This is a genomic window from Oscillibacter sp. KLE 1728, assembly GCF_934833455.1.
GTDB lineage: Bacteria > Bacillota > Clostridia > Oscillospirales > Oscillospiraceae > Oscillibacter > Oscillibacter welbionis.
This window is the reverse complement of the sequence record NZ_CAKVVF010000033.1, coordinates 5257-18788: the sequence shown is the minus strand read 5'-3', so window position 1 is coordinate 18788 and position 13532 is coordinate 5257. Positions and strand designations below refer to the sequence as shown.

The 13532-nt window shown below is 62.6% G+C and carries 13 protein-coding genes; 9 read left to right on the top strand and 4 right to left on the bottom strand.

Going from position 1 to position 13532, the window contains the following annotated elements; translation table 11 throughout:
- Positions 1-157: 157 nt before the first annotated feature.
- Together QVE23_RS05555 and QVE23_RS05550 are read left to right on the top strand one after the other, a co-directional pair.
- The gene (locus QVE23_RS05555; protein WP_021749694.1) at positions 158-697 is read left to right on the top strand and encodes an RNA polymerase sigma factor; all 540 of its coding nucleotides are present in this window, start codon (positions 158-160) and stop codon (positions 695-697) included.
- On the top strand, positions 636-2015 hold the full coding sequence (locus QVE23_RS05550) for a M23 family metallopeptidase (protein ID WP_287967724.1): 1380 nt from the start codon (positions 636-638) through the stop codon (positions 2013-2015). Before QVE23_RS05555 ends, QVE23_RS05550 begins: the two co-directional genes overlap by 62 nt.
- Before the next feature lie 72 nt (positions 2016-2087).
- Here QVE23_RS05550 and QVE23_RS05545 read toward each other — a convergent pair whose 3' ends face one another.
- The 3 genes from QVE23_RS05545 to QVE23_RS05535 all read right to left on the bottom strand — a co-directional run bounded on the left by QVE23_RS05545 (position 2088) and on the right by QVE23_RS05535 (position 5204).
- Positions 2088-3323 carry a dicarboxylate/amino acid:cation symporter gene (locus QVE23_RS05545; protein WP_267288253.1) on the bottom strand — a complete coding sequence of 412 codons (1236 nt, stop codon included), beginning with the start codon at positions 3321-3323 and terminating at the stop codon, positions 2088-2090.
- A 355-nt stretch (positions 3324-3678) separates the two neighbouring features.
- Entirely contained in the window at positions 3679-4308 is a 630-nt protein-coding gene (locus tag QVE23_RS05540) for a trimeric intracellular cation channel family protein (RefSeq protein WP_021749698.1), read from the bottom strand.
- A 5-nt stretch (positions 4309-4313) separates the two neighbouring features.
- The gene (locus QVE23_RS05535) at positions 4314-5204 is read right to left on the bottom strand and encodes a LysR family transcriptional regulator (RefSeq protein WP_021749699.1); all 891 of its coding nucleotides are present in this window, start codon (positions 5202-5204) and stop codon (positions 4314-4316) included.
- A gap of 163 nt (positions 5205-5367) precedes the next feature.
- Here QVE23_RS05535 and QVE23_RS05530 point away from each other — a divergent pair, with 163 nt between their 5' ends.
- The 6 genes from QVE23_RS05530 to lplA all read left to right on the top strand — a co-directional run bounded on the left by QVE23_RS05530 (position 5368) and on the right by lplA (position 12116).
- On the top strand, positions 5368-6141 hold the full coding sequence (locus QVE23_RS05530; RefSeq protein WP_119310586.1) for a TIGR00282 family metallophosphoesterase: 774 nt from the start codon (positions 5368-5370) through the stop codon (positions 6139-6141).
- 56 nt (positions 6142-6197) lie between these two features.
- Complete coding sequence (locus tag QVE23_RS05525; RefSeq protein WP_021751773.1) at positions 6198-6686, top strand: YbaK/EbsC family protein; 489 nt, start codon at positions 6198-6200, stop codon at positions 6684-6686.
- Entirely contained in the window at positions 6683-7780 is a 1098-nt protein-coding gene (locus tag QVE23_RS05520) for a metallophosphoesterase family protein (RefSeq protein WP_287967723.1), read from the top strand. Before QVE23_RS05525 ends, QVE23_RS05520 begins: the two co-directional genes overlap by 4 nt.
- Positions 7781-7797: 17 nt before the next feature.
- Complete coding sequence (locus QVE23_RS05515) at positions 7798-8799, top strand: asparaginase (protein WP_353733890.1); 1002 nt, start codon at positions 7798-7800, stop codon at positions 8797-8799.
- Positions 8800-9162: 363 nt separating this feature from the next.
- Entirely contained in the window at positions 9163-10929 is a 1767-nt protein-coding gene (gene thrS, locus QVE23_RS05510) for a threonine--tRNA ligase (RefSeq protein ID WP_021749704.1), read from the top strand.
- A gap of 188 nt (positions 10930-11117) precedes the next feature.
- A complete protein-coding gene (lplA, locus tag QVE23_RS05505) occupies positions 11118-12116 on the top strand; it encodes a lipoate--protein ligase (RefSeq protein ID WP_051319960.1) in 999 nt (332 codons plus the stop codon).
- Between the two features lie 60 nt (positions 12117-12176).
- Here the strand turns inward: lplA and QVE23_RS05500 are convergent, their stop codons facing one another.
- Complete coding sequence (locus QVE23_RS05500; protein ID WP_287967722.1) at positions 12177-12890, bottom strand: MBL fold metallo-hydrolase; 714 nt, start codon at positions 12888-12890, stop codon at positions 12177-12179.
- A gap of 461 nt (positions 12891-13351) precedes the next feature.
- Between QVE23_RS05500 and QVE23_RS11005 the strand changes: the two genes are divergently transcribed.
- Positions 13352-13532, top strand: a 181-nt coding sequence (locus tag QVE23_RS11005) for a TRAP transporter small permease (protein ID WP_502919070.1), incomplete at its 3' end; no start/stop codon positions are given.

Here is a 13532-nt window from a genome sequence, read left to right as displayed (position 1 = left end):
CATGGGCAAAAGGGACCGGGCGTCTGGCAGGACAGCATTCCATATAGCGGGCGGCCGTCCGCTGTCCGGCAGAAAAATTCCCAGGGGGAAACATTTCGGCCCGCCCCGGCGTATATAGGGTGAAAGCGCTTTTCAAACGAGAGAAAGGAGGCATTGCATGGAAGAGGCTGAAATCCTGCTGCGCAATGCCATGGAACACCACGGCGCCGCCGTCTACCGGCTGGCCCTGTGCCGGATGCAGAGCGTCCAGGACGCAGAGGACGTGTACCAGGACGTGTTTCTCCGGCTGCTGGGCCAGGAGGCATCTGCCTGGGACGGGGAGCATCTGCGGGCCTGGCTGCTGCGGTGCACGGTGAACCGGTGCCATGACCTGCACCGCTTCCGCCTGCGGCGTCCGGTGCTGGCGCTGGCGGACCTGCCGGAGACGGCCGCGGAAGCGGACAGCGGCGCCGCAGAGCTGTGGGACGCAGTGGCCCGCCTGCCGGAAAAGCTGCGCGTCCCCATCCACCTGTATTATGCCGAGGGGTATTCCACGGAGGAGATCGCCGGGCTGCTGGACATTCCGGCGGCCACGGTCCGCACCCGGCTCCGCCGGGCCCGAAAAAGACTCAAAGACCTGCTGGGAGGAGACGACCATGAAGAAGAACGACTATCAGAATTTGATGGAGCATATCCAGCCCCCCGCCGGGCTGAATGACCGGGTGCTGTCCGCCGCCCGGCAGACGGCGGGAGCGCAGAAGGAGACGACCGGCCCCAAACATCTGGCGCCCGGAAAGCGGCGCCCGGTGCTCCGGGCGGCAGTATGCGCCGCCTGTGCACTGGCGCTGGTGGTAGGTTCTGTAACGCTGGGGCCCATTGGCGGCGGAGAGCCCGGAGAGAGCGGCGCGCCGGTAACAGCCCTGCCCAGCTTCTCCTTCGGCCTGACGGCTTATGCCGCTGACACGGGGGAGCGTTACGAGGCGAACGCCAACGGGGGGCTGGCCTTCAGCACAGCCGGTCAAGTCTCCTGGTCTGCCGAGGGCGGCCACTACACCGGCTGTCTGTTCCAGGTGACCGGGGAGAACATTCGAACCATTTCCCTTGCCATTGACCGAGAGGCGCTGTACCGCAGCAGAACTCTGACCAACCTCTCCAGAGAAGAGGTGCAGAACTATCTGGAGGCCGAGGCCAACGGCACGGAGTACCGGCTTTCCAGCGGCGAAGGAGTGATCCATGCCGTTTATGGCGAGGAGGAAGAGGGGCCCCTGACCATGGAGGTGGTGACGGATCTGGGCGCTGCCGTCACGGAGGGCTATGACCCGGAGGTGCGCTATGGATTCCTGATTCCGGACACCGGCGATATCGACTGGGACAGGGATCCCCGGGTGGCGAATCAGGAGAGCATCGACCGGATGGACGGCGCCCGGCTGACGGTGACGGTGACCTTCACTGACGGTTCGGAGCAGACCAAGACCTACACGCTGTCCACAGGGCGGCTGAAGGTGGAATATGACGCAAACAGCCCCGGCGGGATCCTCCTGCCCCAGCTGGCCGGTGATGAAGACCCGTGGCTCTACGGCGTCTATGCGGTGGATGAGACGGCCAGCCGTTTCCTCCAGTGGCCGGTACAGGGAGCCAACACCATCAGCCTCTCCAACCCCTATGGTACCCCCCGGTGGCAGCCGGGCGGCAAGACCTGTGAAACTCACACCGGAATCGACATTGCCGCGCCGGAGGGCGAGGCAGTCCTGGCCGCAGCGGGCGGCACTGTGGTGGAGTCCGGCTATGACGTGGAGCGAGGCAATTATGTGGTGATCGACCACGGGGACGGCCTTTCTACCCTATATGGCCAGTGCCGGGACTTTACAGTGGAGGAGGGTGACACCGTCCGGGCCGGGGAGATGATCGGTGCCGTGGGGAAGACCGGCATGGCCACAGGGGCCCATCTCCACTTTGAGGTCCGCCAAGACGGAGAGCCCCAGAACCCGGTGGCCTATTTTGACAGCGACGTGCGGGACACCCTCCGCATGGGCTGACCGGTCCTCTGTGAAAAGAACAGTGAGCGCGGCGCGGAACAAATTCCGCGCCGCGCTCGTTTTCGGCTGGGGTCAGGCCCGGGGCCTGCGGGCAGCCCGTCGGGCCTCCGCTTTTTTCTCCAGGTTGGAGACCACCAGGGCGCAGGCAGCGTCGCCCGTGATGTTCACCGTGGTGCGGCCCATGTCGAAGATGCGGTCCACGCCGATGACCAGGCCAATGCCTGCCACCGGCAGGTTCACGCTCTCCAGCACCATGGTCAGCATCACCACGCCGGAGCCGGGGACACCCGCGGTTCCGATGGAGGCCAGGGTGGCGGTGAGCACAATGGTGATCATTTGGCCCAGGGTCAGGTCCACTCCGTAGCAGGTGGCGATGAACACGGCGCACACGCCCTGGTAGATGGCGGTGCCGTCCATGTTGATGGTGGCGCCCAGGGGCAGGACGAAGCTGGCGATGTCCCGCCGGGCGCCCAGCCGCTCCGTGCACTCCAGGTTCAAAGGCAGGGTGCCCACGGAGGAGGCAGAGGAGAACGCCATGGCCATGGCCGGGAACATCCCCTTGAAGAAGGCCAGCGGACTCACGCCGCCCAGGGCCTTTACCGTGGCAGAGTAGACGATGACGGCGTGGAGGAAGTACCCGATATAGGCGCACAGCAGCACCAGGCCCAGATTGCCCAGGATCTGGGGACCGTTTTCCGCCACCACCGGCAGGATCAGGCAGAACACGCCGATGGGGGAGAGGCGCAGGATGATGTCCATGACCTTCATGCAGACCTCTGTAAGGCTGTCCACCAGCGCCGCTGCGGGCCGTCCCTTCTCTCCGGCGGCCAGGATGCCGAAGCCGAACAGCAGCGCCGCCACGATCACCTGCAGCATGGAGGCGTTGGCAAAGGGGGCGATGATGTTGGAGGGGAAGATGTCCACCAGCGTGTCCATGAAGCCGGCGGTCTCCCCGGGCTCAAAGGTGACGCCGGTGGGGTCGATGACCGTGAAGAAGCCCTTGAACAGGTTGGCCAGGAACATGGCCAGCACGATGGCCCCGGCAGTGGTGCAGGTATAATACACCAGCGTTTTGACGCCGATGGAACCCACCTTGCGGATATCGCTCATGGAGATGATGCCGGAGAGAATGGAGAAAAAGACGATGGGCACCACCACGAACTTCAGCAAGTTCAGGAAAATGGTGCCGAAGGGCTTGATATAGCTGACGGCAAAGGTGGGATTTCCCGTGAAGGCCATGCCGACCGCGATGCCTAGCCCCAGCGCCAGAAAGATTTGGAGGGAGAGAGGAATTTTTTTCTGCTTCATATACGCGCTCCTTTGCTTGGTGAACTGTTGTGCAGGGCCATTCGGCGGAAAGACCGCCCGAAATGGCCGAAAACCAATCTAGTATATCAAAAAAACTGGGACAGCACAACCCTCTTTTGCAACAGAGTGCCCATTTCCGCTGCTTAGAAACCTGATTTCAATTTCTGTTTATTTTGTCAGGAAGGCGGAGGGTATAGATACGATCCCGGCATGGATGGCAGAGATGGAGAAGAGAACCTAGCATCTCCATTGGGCGGCGTGGGAAAAGCGGCGGATCCGGGCTCGAACATTGACGGCCTGTAAAAGAGTCCCCCGGACAGAAAACGACCTCTCCCGATCCGGAGAGGCCGTTTGTTCAGTCATGGGCGTGAGGCAGGTTCCAGCGGAAGTGGGCGGAGAGGATGCGGACGGCGACCACAAGCGCACTGCCGCAGAGCATGGCGGCCATCTCTCCCGCCAGGGGCCAGAGGACCACGCAGGCCAGCGCCCCGGCCAGGGAGGCGGAGGCATAGACATGCTTGACGAAAATGTAGGGCGTGTCCCCGGCCAGCACGTCCCGCAGCACGCCGCCGCCCACGCCGGTAACCACGCCCACAAACACCAGCAGGAACAGGGTGGGGCGGGCCGCGTGTTCATAGGCGATGCGGATGCCCGCCACGGTGAAGATGCCAAGGCCTGCGGAGTCCATAATCAACAGCACCAAGTCGTAGAGCCGCTGGTCCCACATGAGGAGTCGCCGGATGCGGGGCAGAAACAGCACCAGGGAGGTCAGCAGGGCCACCACGGCGTAGATGGGATCCTGGAAGGTGCCCGGCGGCGTGATGCCCAAGAGCAGGTCCCGGATGACGCCGCCGCCCACTGCGGTGGTGAGGCCCAGGATGCAGACGCCGAAAACGTCCATGTTCTTTTTCAGGCCGGTGATGGCGCCGGAGGCGGCAAAAGCGAGCGTCCCAACCAGCTCCAGGATCAGAAACAGCTGTTCCATGGCTGTCACCGGGCGTCCTGCCGGACCATCTCCATAAAGGCGGAGGCCGCGGCGGTGGGCGTCACGTCCCGCAGGGTGCACATGTCCACGCTGCGGGCGGGAATGGTGAAGTCGGTTTTCAGCAGGCGGATGTCCCCGCTGTCCAGGGCCTTCTGCACAAACTCCAGCGTCACACCGGCCACCCCCAGGCCGATCCGGGCCAGGGATACCAGGAGGCTCCGGGAGGAGAGCTCGATTTCCGGCGTCAGGGTGATGCCGCTTTGCAGAAAGTACTGCTCCAGAAACACCCGGCTGCTGGCCTTGCGCTCCAGCAGGATCAGGGGGAACTCCGCGATCTCCTGCCGGGTATACACGTGGTCGAAGTCACAGTCGTAGCCGCTGCCCGCCACAAAGACGGAGTGGGTGGCGAAGCAGGACCAGGTATGCAGCGCGGCGGGGTCCGTGGGGGAGGAGGCGAAGGCGATGTCCACAGCGCCGGATTTCAGCATGCTCAGCACCTTGGCGCTGCGGCCGCTGACAATCTTCAGCCGGATGCCCGGGTGCTGGCGGTGGAAGGCCTCCAAATATGGCGTCAGGAAAAAGCTGGTGACAGTGTCGCTGGCGCCGATGGTCAGGGTGCCCAGCAACAGCTGCTGGGCCTGGGACAGCTTGTCCTCCCCTGTGGCCAGCAGCCCCAGGGCGCTGCGGACATACTGGTAGAGCATCTGCCCCTCCCAGGTGAGGGAGACGCCCCGGGGACTGCGGGCGAACAGGCGGGCCTGGAGCGCCGTCTCCAGCTGCTTGATAGACTGGCTCACCGCCGACTGGGAGATGTAGAGGTTTTTTGCCGCCAGGGAGATGTTGCCCGTCTCCGCCACCTCTTTGAACACTCGGTACAGCTCCAGCTTGACCGCCATGGATCATCCCTCCAGCAATCAGAATTTCTTATAGTGTCCGGAATCATTATAAGGGATGACTGGAGGAAACGCAACGGCGGCGGAAAAATTTTCGGTTTTTCTTTGCAAGCGGGATGGTTTTTGGTATACTAACACATTAGATTGTAAAGACGGGAGGCGCGCTATGCTGTATCACATTCTGGCAGTGGGCGACGTGGTGATGGAGCCCGGCCTCCGCCATCTGGAGCGGCACCTGCGGCCCCTCCAGAAGTGGAAGGCCATCGACTTCACGGTGGTGAACGGCGAGAATGCCGCCGGAGTGGGGCTGACCCGCGACCAGGCGGAGCGGATCTACGACGCCGGTGCCGACGTGGTGACCTTGGGGAACCACGCCTTCGGCAAGAGCCAGATTGCGGATTTCCTGGAGGACGCGCCCTGGCTGCTGCGGCCCGCCAACTACACCGGCCGGGCCCCGGGCCGGGGCTGCGGTGTTTACGACCTGGGCGGCGTCCGGATCCGGGTGCTGAACCTGATCGGCCGGTGCGACCTGGCCTGGGGGGCGGACAACCCCTTCACGGCGGCGGACCGGCTGCTGGAGAGAGACGCGGCGGACTTCACCCTGGTGGACTTCCACGCGGAGGCAACCAGTGAGAAGCTGGCCATGGGCTACTATCTGGACGGGCGGGTGTCCGCCCTGTGGGGGACCCATACCCACGTGCCCACCGCCGACGAGCGGGTGTGTCCCAGGGGCACGGGCTATATTACGGATTTGGGAATGACCGGGTCCATCGAGTCGGTGCTGGGCATCGACCCCCGGCAGTCCGTGGAGGGATTCCTGGGCGGCCTGCCGGGCCGCTACCGGGCGCCGGAGGGACCCGCCAAGCTCCAGGGGGCCATCTTCACGCTGGACAGCGCCACCGGACTGTGCACCGCCGTGGAGCGGATCGACGTACGGTGACCGGGACGATTTCAAACCGGCTGGTTAAAATTTCAGATAGAGAGGAACGAACCATCATGTCCATTGAAAAAGTCAGAGCATATTTCAAGCCCCTCGGCATCGAAGAGCGAATCCGGGAGTTCGATGTCTCCTCCGCCACGGTGGAGCTGGCGGCGGTGGCCGTGGGTGTGGAGGGCGCCCGCATTGCCAAGAGCCTCAGCTTCAAGGTGGAGGACAAGCCCATCATCATTGTAGTGGCGGGGGACGCCAAGGTGGACAACAGCCGCTACAAGGCCCAGTTCCACACCAAGGCCAAAATGCTGACCCATGAGGAGGCCCACGAGCTGATCGGCCACGACGTGGGCGGCGTGTGCCCCTTTGCCCTGCCGGAGGATGTGAAGGTGTACCTGGATGTGTCCATGAAGCGGTTCGAGACGGTGTTCCCCGCCGCAGGCAGCAGCAACAGCGCCGTGGAGATGACCTGCGACGAGCTGGAGCGGTACGCCTCCAACTTTGCCGCGTGGGTGGATGTGTGCAAGGGCTGGCGGCCCGAGGAGCAGGGATGATCCGGTTTCTGCACGGCGCGGACTTCCACCTGGACAGCGCCTTTGGCGCCCTGCCGCCCGGACAGGCGGCGGCCCGCCGCCGGGAGAGCCGGGAGCTGGCTCTCCGTCTGGCGGACTACGTGAAGGAACACGGCATCGATCTGGTGCTGCTGGCGGGGGATCTGTTCGACAGCGCCAGCCCCTTCCGGGAGACGGGGGAACAGCTGGCCGCCGCTCTGGGACAGATGCGGGCCAGGGTGTTCATCTCCCCCGGCAACCACGACTGGTACGGACCCGGCAGTCCCTGGGAGACGGTGGACTGGCCGGAGAATGTGTACGTATTCAAAGAGAACAGGCTCACGGCCGTGGAGGTGCCGGAGCGGAACTTGGTGATCCACGGGGCGGCATTCTCCGGCCCGGAACAGCCGGAGAGCCTGCTGGCGGGTTTCACCGCCCCGGCAGACGGAAAGTGTCACATCGGCCTGCTCCATGGGGAGCTGGACGGGGCGGAGGCGCGGTACGGCCCCATCCGCCGGGAAGAGGCGGCGGCCAGCGGCCTCTGCTATCTGGCACTAGGCCACGTCCACAAGCGGACGGCGCCCCTGACACTGGGGCGGACGGTCTGCGCCTGGCCCGGCTGTCCGGAGGGCCGGGGGTTCGACGAGCTGGGGGAGAAGGGGGTTTACGAGGGGACGATCTCCGACGGCGGAGAGGTCTCCCTGACCTTTGTGCCCTTTGCCCGGCACCGGTATGAGGTTTTAGAGGTGGACGTCACCGGAAAAGAGCCCCGGGCCGCCGTGGAGGCAGCTCTGCCGCCGGAGACGGCCGGGGACCTGTACCGCATCCTCCTCACCGGCGAGACCGGAGAGGGCGGCGCTGGCGCCGCGGCCATCCAGGAGGCGCTGGCGGACCGGTTTTACGCCCTGGAGGTCCGGGACCGCACCCGTATGGCGGAGGACCTGTGGCGGCGGGCGGAGGAGGACTCCCTCCGGGGCCTGTTTCTCCGGGAGCTGCGCCAGCGGCGGAAGCAGGCGGAGACGGAAGCGGAACGGGCGGAGATCGACCTGGCGGCCCGGTTCGGCCTGGCGGCGCTGGACCACCGGGATCTGGGGTGAGCGGAGGAGCGGATGAAATGAATGAGATGAAGAAGATTCTGCTGATCGGCACTGGCGGCACCATCGCCTCGGACGTGACGGACAGCGGCCTTGCACCGGAGCTGACCACGGAGCAGCTGCTCTCCCATATTCCCGGGATCTCGGACATCTGCGGCGTGGACTGCCTCCAGCTGCTGAACCTGGACAGCACCAACATGACCCCGGCTCACTGGCTGGAGATCGCCGCCTGTATCCGGGAGCACTACGGCTGCTATGACGGCTTTGTCATCACCCACGGCACGGACACCATGGCGTATACGGCGGCGGCCCTGAGCTATCTGATCCAGGGTAGTCCTAAGCCTATTGTGCTGACCGGCGCCCAGAGACCCATCGGATTTGATTCCACGGATTCCAAGACAAATCTGGCGGACGCCTTCCGCTGCGCGGCGGAGGACCTGCCGGGGGTCTCTATCGTGTTCAACAGCCGGGTGATCCTGGGGACCCGGGCCAAGAAGACCCGCTCCAAGAGCTTCCAGGCCTTTTCCAGCATCAATCACCCGGAGCTGGGCGTCCTGCGGGACGGCGTGCTGCTGCGGTACATCCGCCAGGACTGCCGGGAGGCCCCGGTGTTTTACGACCGCCTGGACCCGCGGGTGGCCCTGCTGAAGCTGGTGCCCGGCACCGGGCGGGATGCGGCGGACTTCCTGCTGGAGCGGAACGACGCCCTGATTATCGAGAGCTTCGGCGTGGGCGGCCTGCCGGAGGCGGGCGGCTTTTACGACTGCGTCCGCCGCTGGATGGAGGCGGGGCGGGTCGTCGTTCTCACCACCCAGGTGGAGAATGAGGGCAGCGACCTGGGGGTGTATCACGTGGGCTACCGCCTCAAAAGCGATCTGGGGGTGCTGGAGGCCTACGACATGACCACGGAGGCCGTGGTGGCCAAGCTCATGTGGATCCTGGGGCAGACCCGGCGACGGGAGGAAGTGGAGCGGCTGTTCTACACACCGGTGGCCCGGGACATCCTCTGGCCCGGCCTGTAAAGACAGAGGGAACCGACGTCCGGAAAAAGGCAGGTTCCCCCACTTGACAAGGAAAAAGGCCCGTGATATATTTATTTTTACTGAAAAAAGCATTGAAAAGGACGCTGTCCGGGACTCGACAGCAGAGAGGGACCGCCGCTGGCTGAAAGCGGACCCTGCCGGAGCCCGGAACACAGCCACCGCCTTGGAGCCGCCCACCGATATGTAGGCTGGGACGGGACCTCCCGTTATAGAGGACACGAGCGGCATCCCTCCGGGGATGCAAGCAGGGTGGAACCGTGGAATACGATTTTGTATCCCACCCCTGATTTTTCAGGGGTGGGATTTTTGTTTTCTGCCCCTTGAACAAAAGGAGGATCAACCATGTCTGAAGAAGTGAAGAACAACGAGTTTACCTTTGAGAATCCGGCGTACCGCCAGACCTACTGGCACACCTGCTCCCACGTGATGGCCCAGGCCGTGAAGCGCCTGTGGCCGGAGGTGAAGCTGGCCATCGGCCCCTCCATCGACGAGGGCTGGTACTACGACCTGGACGCCCCCTTCGCCTTCACGCCGGAGCACCTGGAGAAGATCGAGGCAGAGATGCGGAAGATCTGCAAGGAGAAGCTGAAGCTGGAGCGGTTCGAGCTGCCCCGGGAGGAGGCTTTGAAGTTCATGGAGGAGAAGGCAGAGCCCTACAAGGTGGAGCTTATCAACGACCTGCCCGCAGACGCCCATATCTCCTTCTACAAGCAGGGCGAGTTCACGGATCTCTGCGCCGGCCCCCATCTGGACTCCACCGGCCGCATCAAGGGCAACGCCCTCAAGCTCACCGCTTGCAACGCCGCCTACTGGCGGGGTGATTCCAACCGGGAGACCCTCCAGCGGATTTACGGCATCGCCTTCCCGAAGAAGGACGAGCTGGATGCCTACCTCCAGCGGATCGAAGAGGCTAAGAAGCGGGACCACCGGAAGCTGGGCCGGGAGCTGGGCCTGTTCATGCTGCGGGACGAGGGCCCCGGCTTCCCCTTCTTCCTGCCCAAGGGCATGACCTTGAAAAACACCCTGCTGGATTACTGGCGCCAGGTCCACAAGAAGTACGGCTATGTGGAGATCTCCACCCCCATCATCCTCAACCGTCAGCTGTGGGAGCGTTCCGGCCACTGGGACCACTATAAGCAGAACATGTACACCACTGTTATCGACGAAGAGGATTACGCCATCAAGCCCATGAACTGCCCCGGCGGCATGCTGGTCTACGCCAGCGAGCCGCACTCCTACCGGGAGCTGCCCCTGCGGGTGGGCGAGCTGGGCCTGGTACACCGGCACGAGCTGTCCGGTGCGCTCCACGGCCTGTTCCGGGTCCGCTGCTTCACCCAGGACGACGCCCACATCTTCATGACCCCGGACCAGATGAAGGACGTGATCCAGGAGACGGTCCGCCTGTTCGACGAAGTGTACTCCACCTTCGGCCTCAGCTACACCATTGAACTCAGCACCATGCCGGAGGATCACATCGGCACTGTGGAGGAGTGGGAGCATAACCAGGACATCCTGAAAAACGCTATCACCGACATGGGCAAGACCTTCGAGGTCAACGAGGGCGACGGCGCTTTCTATGGCCCCAAGCTGGACTTCCATCTGGCCGATTCCCTGGGCCGCACTTGGCAGTGCGGCACCATCCAGCTGGACAGCCAGCTGCCGGAGCGGTTTGAACTGGAGTACACCGGAGAGGACGGCCAGAAGCACCGCCCCGTCATGGTCCATCGGGTGGTTCTGGGCAGCGTGGAGCGGTTCATCGGCGTCATCACCGAGCACTTTGCCGGCGCGTTCCCGGTGTGGCTGAACCCGGTGCAGGTGAAGGTCCTGCCCATTACAGACCGCGCCCTGGAATACGCCGATCAGATCGCAAAGCAGCTGGATGCCGCCGGCTTCCGGGTGGAGGTGGACGGCCGCAACGAGAAGATCGGCAAGAAGATCCGGGAGGCCACCCTGGAGAAGATCCCCTATATGCTGGTAGTGGGCGACCGGGATATGGAAAACCAGACCGTCTCCGTCCGCCTGCGGACCGGTGAGGATCTGGGCGCCATGTCCGTGGCGGATTTTGCCGCCCGGCTGAAGCAGGACGTGGACACCAAGGCCATCTGGTAAAAATGCGTTCCCCTCACAGCGGCCCGGGGCCGAACCCGGACCGCTGTGTCCGATTCCGCAACGGGCGCTCCCGCATCCGGGCAGCGGAAAGATGGCGGGCATTTTCGGTGGTTCTGCACATTGCCGGGACCGCCCGGACGGTATACAATAAGAAAAAACATCCGGCACTTTTTGCAGAGGAGGCGGCTATGAGTCAGGAGATTCACTATTTGGAGACCGGATCCCAGGACCCTTTTTACAATCTGGCGTTTGAAGAGACGGTACTCCGCAGCCGGCGGTCGGGGGAGTATCTGCTCCTGTGGCAGAACGACAACACCATCGTCATCGGGCAGAACCAGAACGCCGAGGGTGAGATCAACCGGGCCTTTGTGGAGGCCCATCAAATCCATGTGGTGCGCCGCACCACCGGCGGCGGTGCCGTGTACCATGATCTGGGCAACCTGAATTACTCCTTCATCACCGACGTGGGAGACGCGGAGCGGCTGACCATGGAGCGGTTCACCCGTCCCATTGTGGAGGCCTTGCAGGGATTGGGCCTGCAGGCGGAGGCCTCCGGCCGCAATGACATCCTGGTGGAGGGGCGGAAGGTGTCCGGCACAGCCCAGCGGCTGCTCCGCGGGCGCTTCCTGTATCATGGGACACTGCTGTTCGACGCCAACCCCGGCATGGTGTCCGGGGCGCTGAATGTGGACCCGGCAAAGTTCGAGTCCAAGAGTGCAAAATCCGTGCGCAGTCGGATCGGCAACATCCGGGAGTTCCTGAAGACGGATATGGATATGCCCGCCTTCTGGAGTTATCTGAAGAAAACATTGGCCGGCAGCGGTCTGGTGGAGGATCACCTGACAGATGAGGAACTGGCTGCTGTGGATGAGCTGAAGCGCACCAAGTACGACACCTGGGAGTGGAACTTCGGCCGTTCCCCCAAGTACAACCTGCGGAACAAGCGCCGCTGGGACGGCGGCACCCTGGAGCCCTGCGTGGAGGTGGACCAGGGGATCATCCGCCAGATCGTGTTCTACGGAGATTTTCTGGCTGTCAGCCCCATGGACGAGGTGACCGGCGCCCTGATGGGCACGCCATTCCGGCGGGAGGACGTGGGGGCGGTGCTGGACCGCTTCCCCCTTCGGGACTATTTCGGAACCATCACCCGGGACCAGGTGCTGGATACAATATTTTATGTGGACTGAGACAGCGTCCGCAGAATCAAAAAGAGAGACGCGCCCGGCGCGTCTCTCTTTTTGATTCTGTCAGGTCAGGATTTCCCGCTGGAACGGCTCCAGCAGCAGCCGGACATCCGGCACCCCCTGGAGCTGGCCCGCGCCCTTGACGGCGGCATCCCGATATCCCCAGCGGTCATCGTGGGAGAAGGGGAGATGGTATACCACCAGATGCTCCGGCCGGATGGCCTGTTCGATGAAGTGACGGCCCTTCCGAAGAGTCACCCAAGGGAAGTTCAAAAGGGCCAGATCAATGGGGCGGCTGCCGATGAAATCCCGCAGCTGCGGGTCCGCCACGGCGCAGTCTCCGGCGATCAGGACCCGGAAACCGTCATATTCCAGGATACAGCCGTAGTGGGGGACCTCCCGGTACTGTGCACCCTCGTGAGTCAGGCGCATGAAGTCCATGTGCAGCCCCTCCAGGGTGAGATGGCTGCTGGGACCGGCCAGCACCAGCTGGCGGTCAAACTCCTGCTCCGGCAGCACCAGGGCCACCTGCGGATTTTGGGCAATCACCTGCTCTGTCAGGGCGCGGGAGTAATGGTCCGGATGGCAGTGGGTGAAAAAGAGCAGATCCGGGCTGGCGAAGTCCGGATGAGCCTGAAGAATGTTCCAGCGCTCAGGGGTGACAGTGGAGAACCCCACAACCCGACGGTCGTGGAGCGCGTCGGACCAGACCCGCATGGCACCCAGATGCAGGGCGACCCCGGCGTTGACGCTGAGTGTGATTTGGCAATGGGACATGATGTCGCTCCTTGTGTGTACAGGATTTTTACTTGCGGGACAAACGTCTTTCAGAATAAAATTTCAAAATGCCATGATTTGCGTAAGGCTTGCGTAAGAATCGGCGCTTTGCGGTTTTATGGTTGATTATACCATACTTTTTCCGAAAAATCAGCAAAAAGTCCAAAAATAATTTATTTTTCTGTTAAAATTGCCATATTTTTGCTGTTTGTACAAAATTGGCAAAGAGCCACAGAACAAAAATGGGCAAAATGACAAATTTCCGATTGCTGATTGATATTGAATTGGCAAAGTGATATACTTGTCTCCGTTAACAGAAATTTAATATGTATTTCTGTGAAACAGGCGGCTTTGCGGCAGTTTATTCATACGGCATGATAGACAGGCAACTATTCATGCGCAGGAGACGTATAAATATTCTGTTAAGACGGGGCGCCACACTAACTGAAGGGATTGATCGAATGAAAACCTACAAGACGATCATGAACGGGCTCACCAAAGTCGAGGAATTCGTGCTCTGCGTGATTACCGTCGTGGTTACAGCGATCACGTTTATCAACGTGCTCTCTCGGTATGTTTTCCACTCCAACTTCGCGTGGTCCGAGGAGCTGGTCATCAACGTGTTCATCCTGATGATCATGC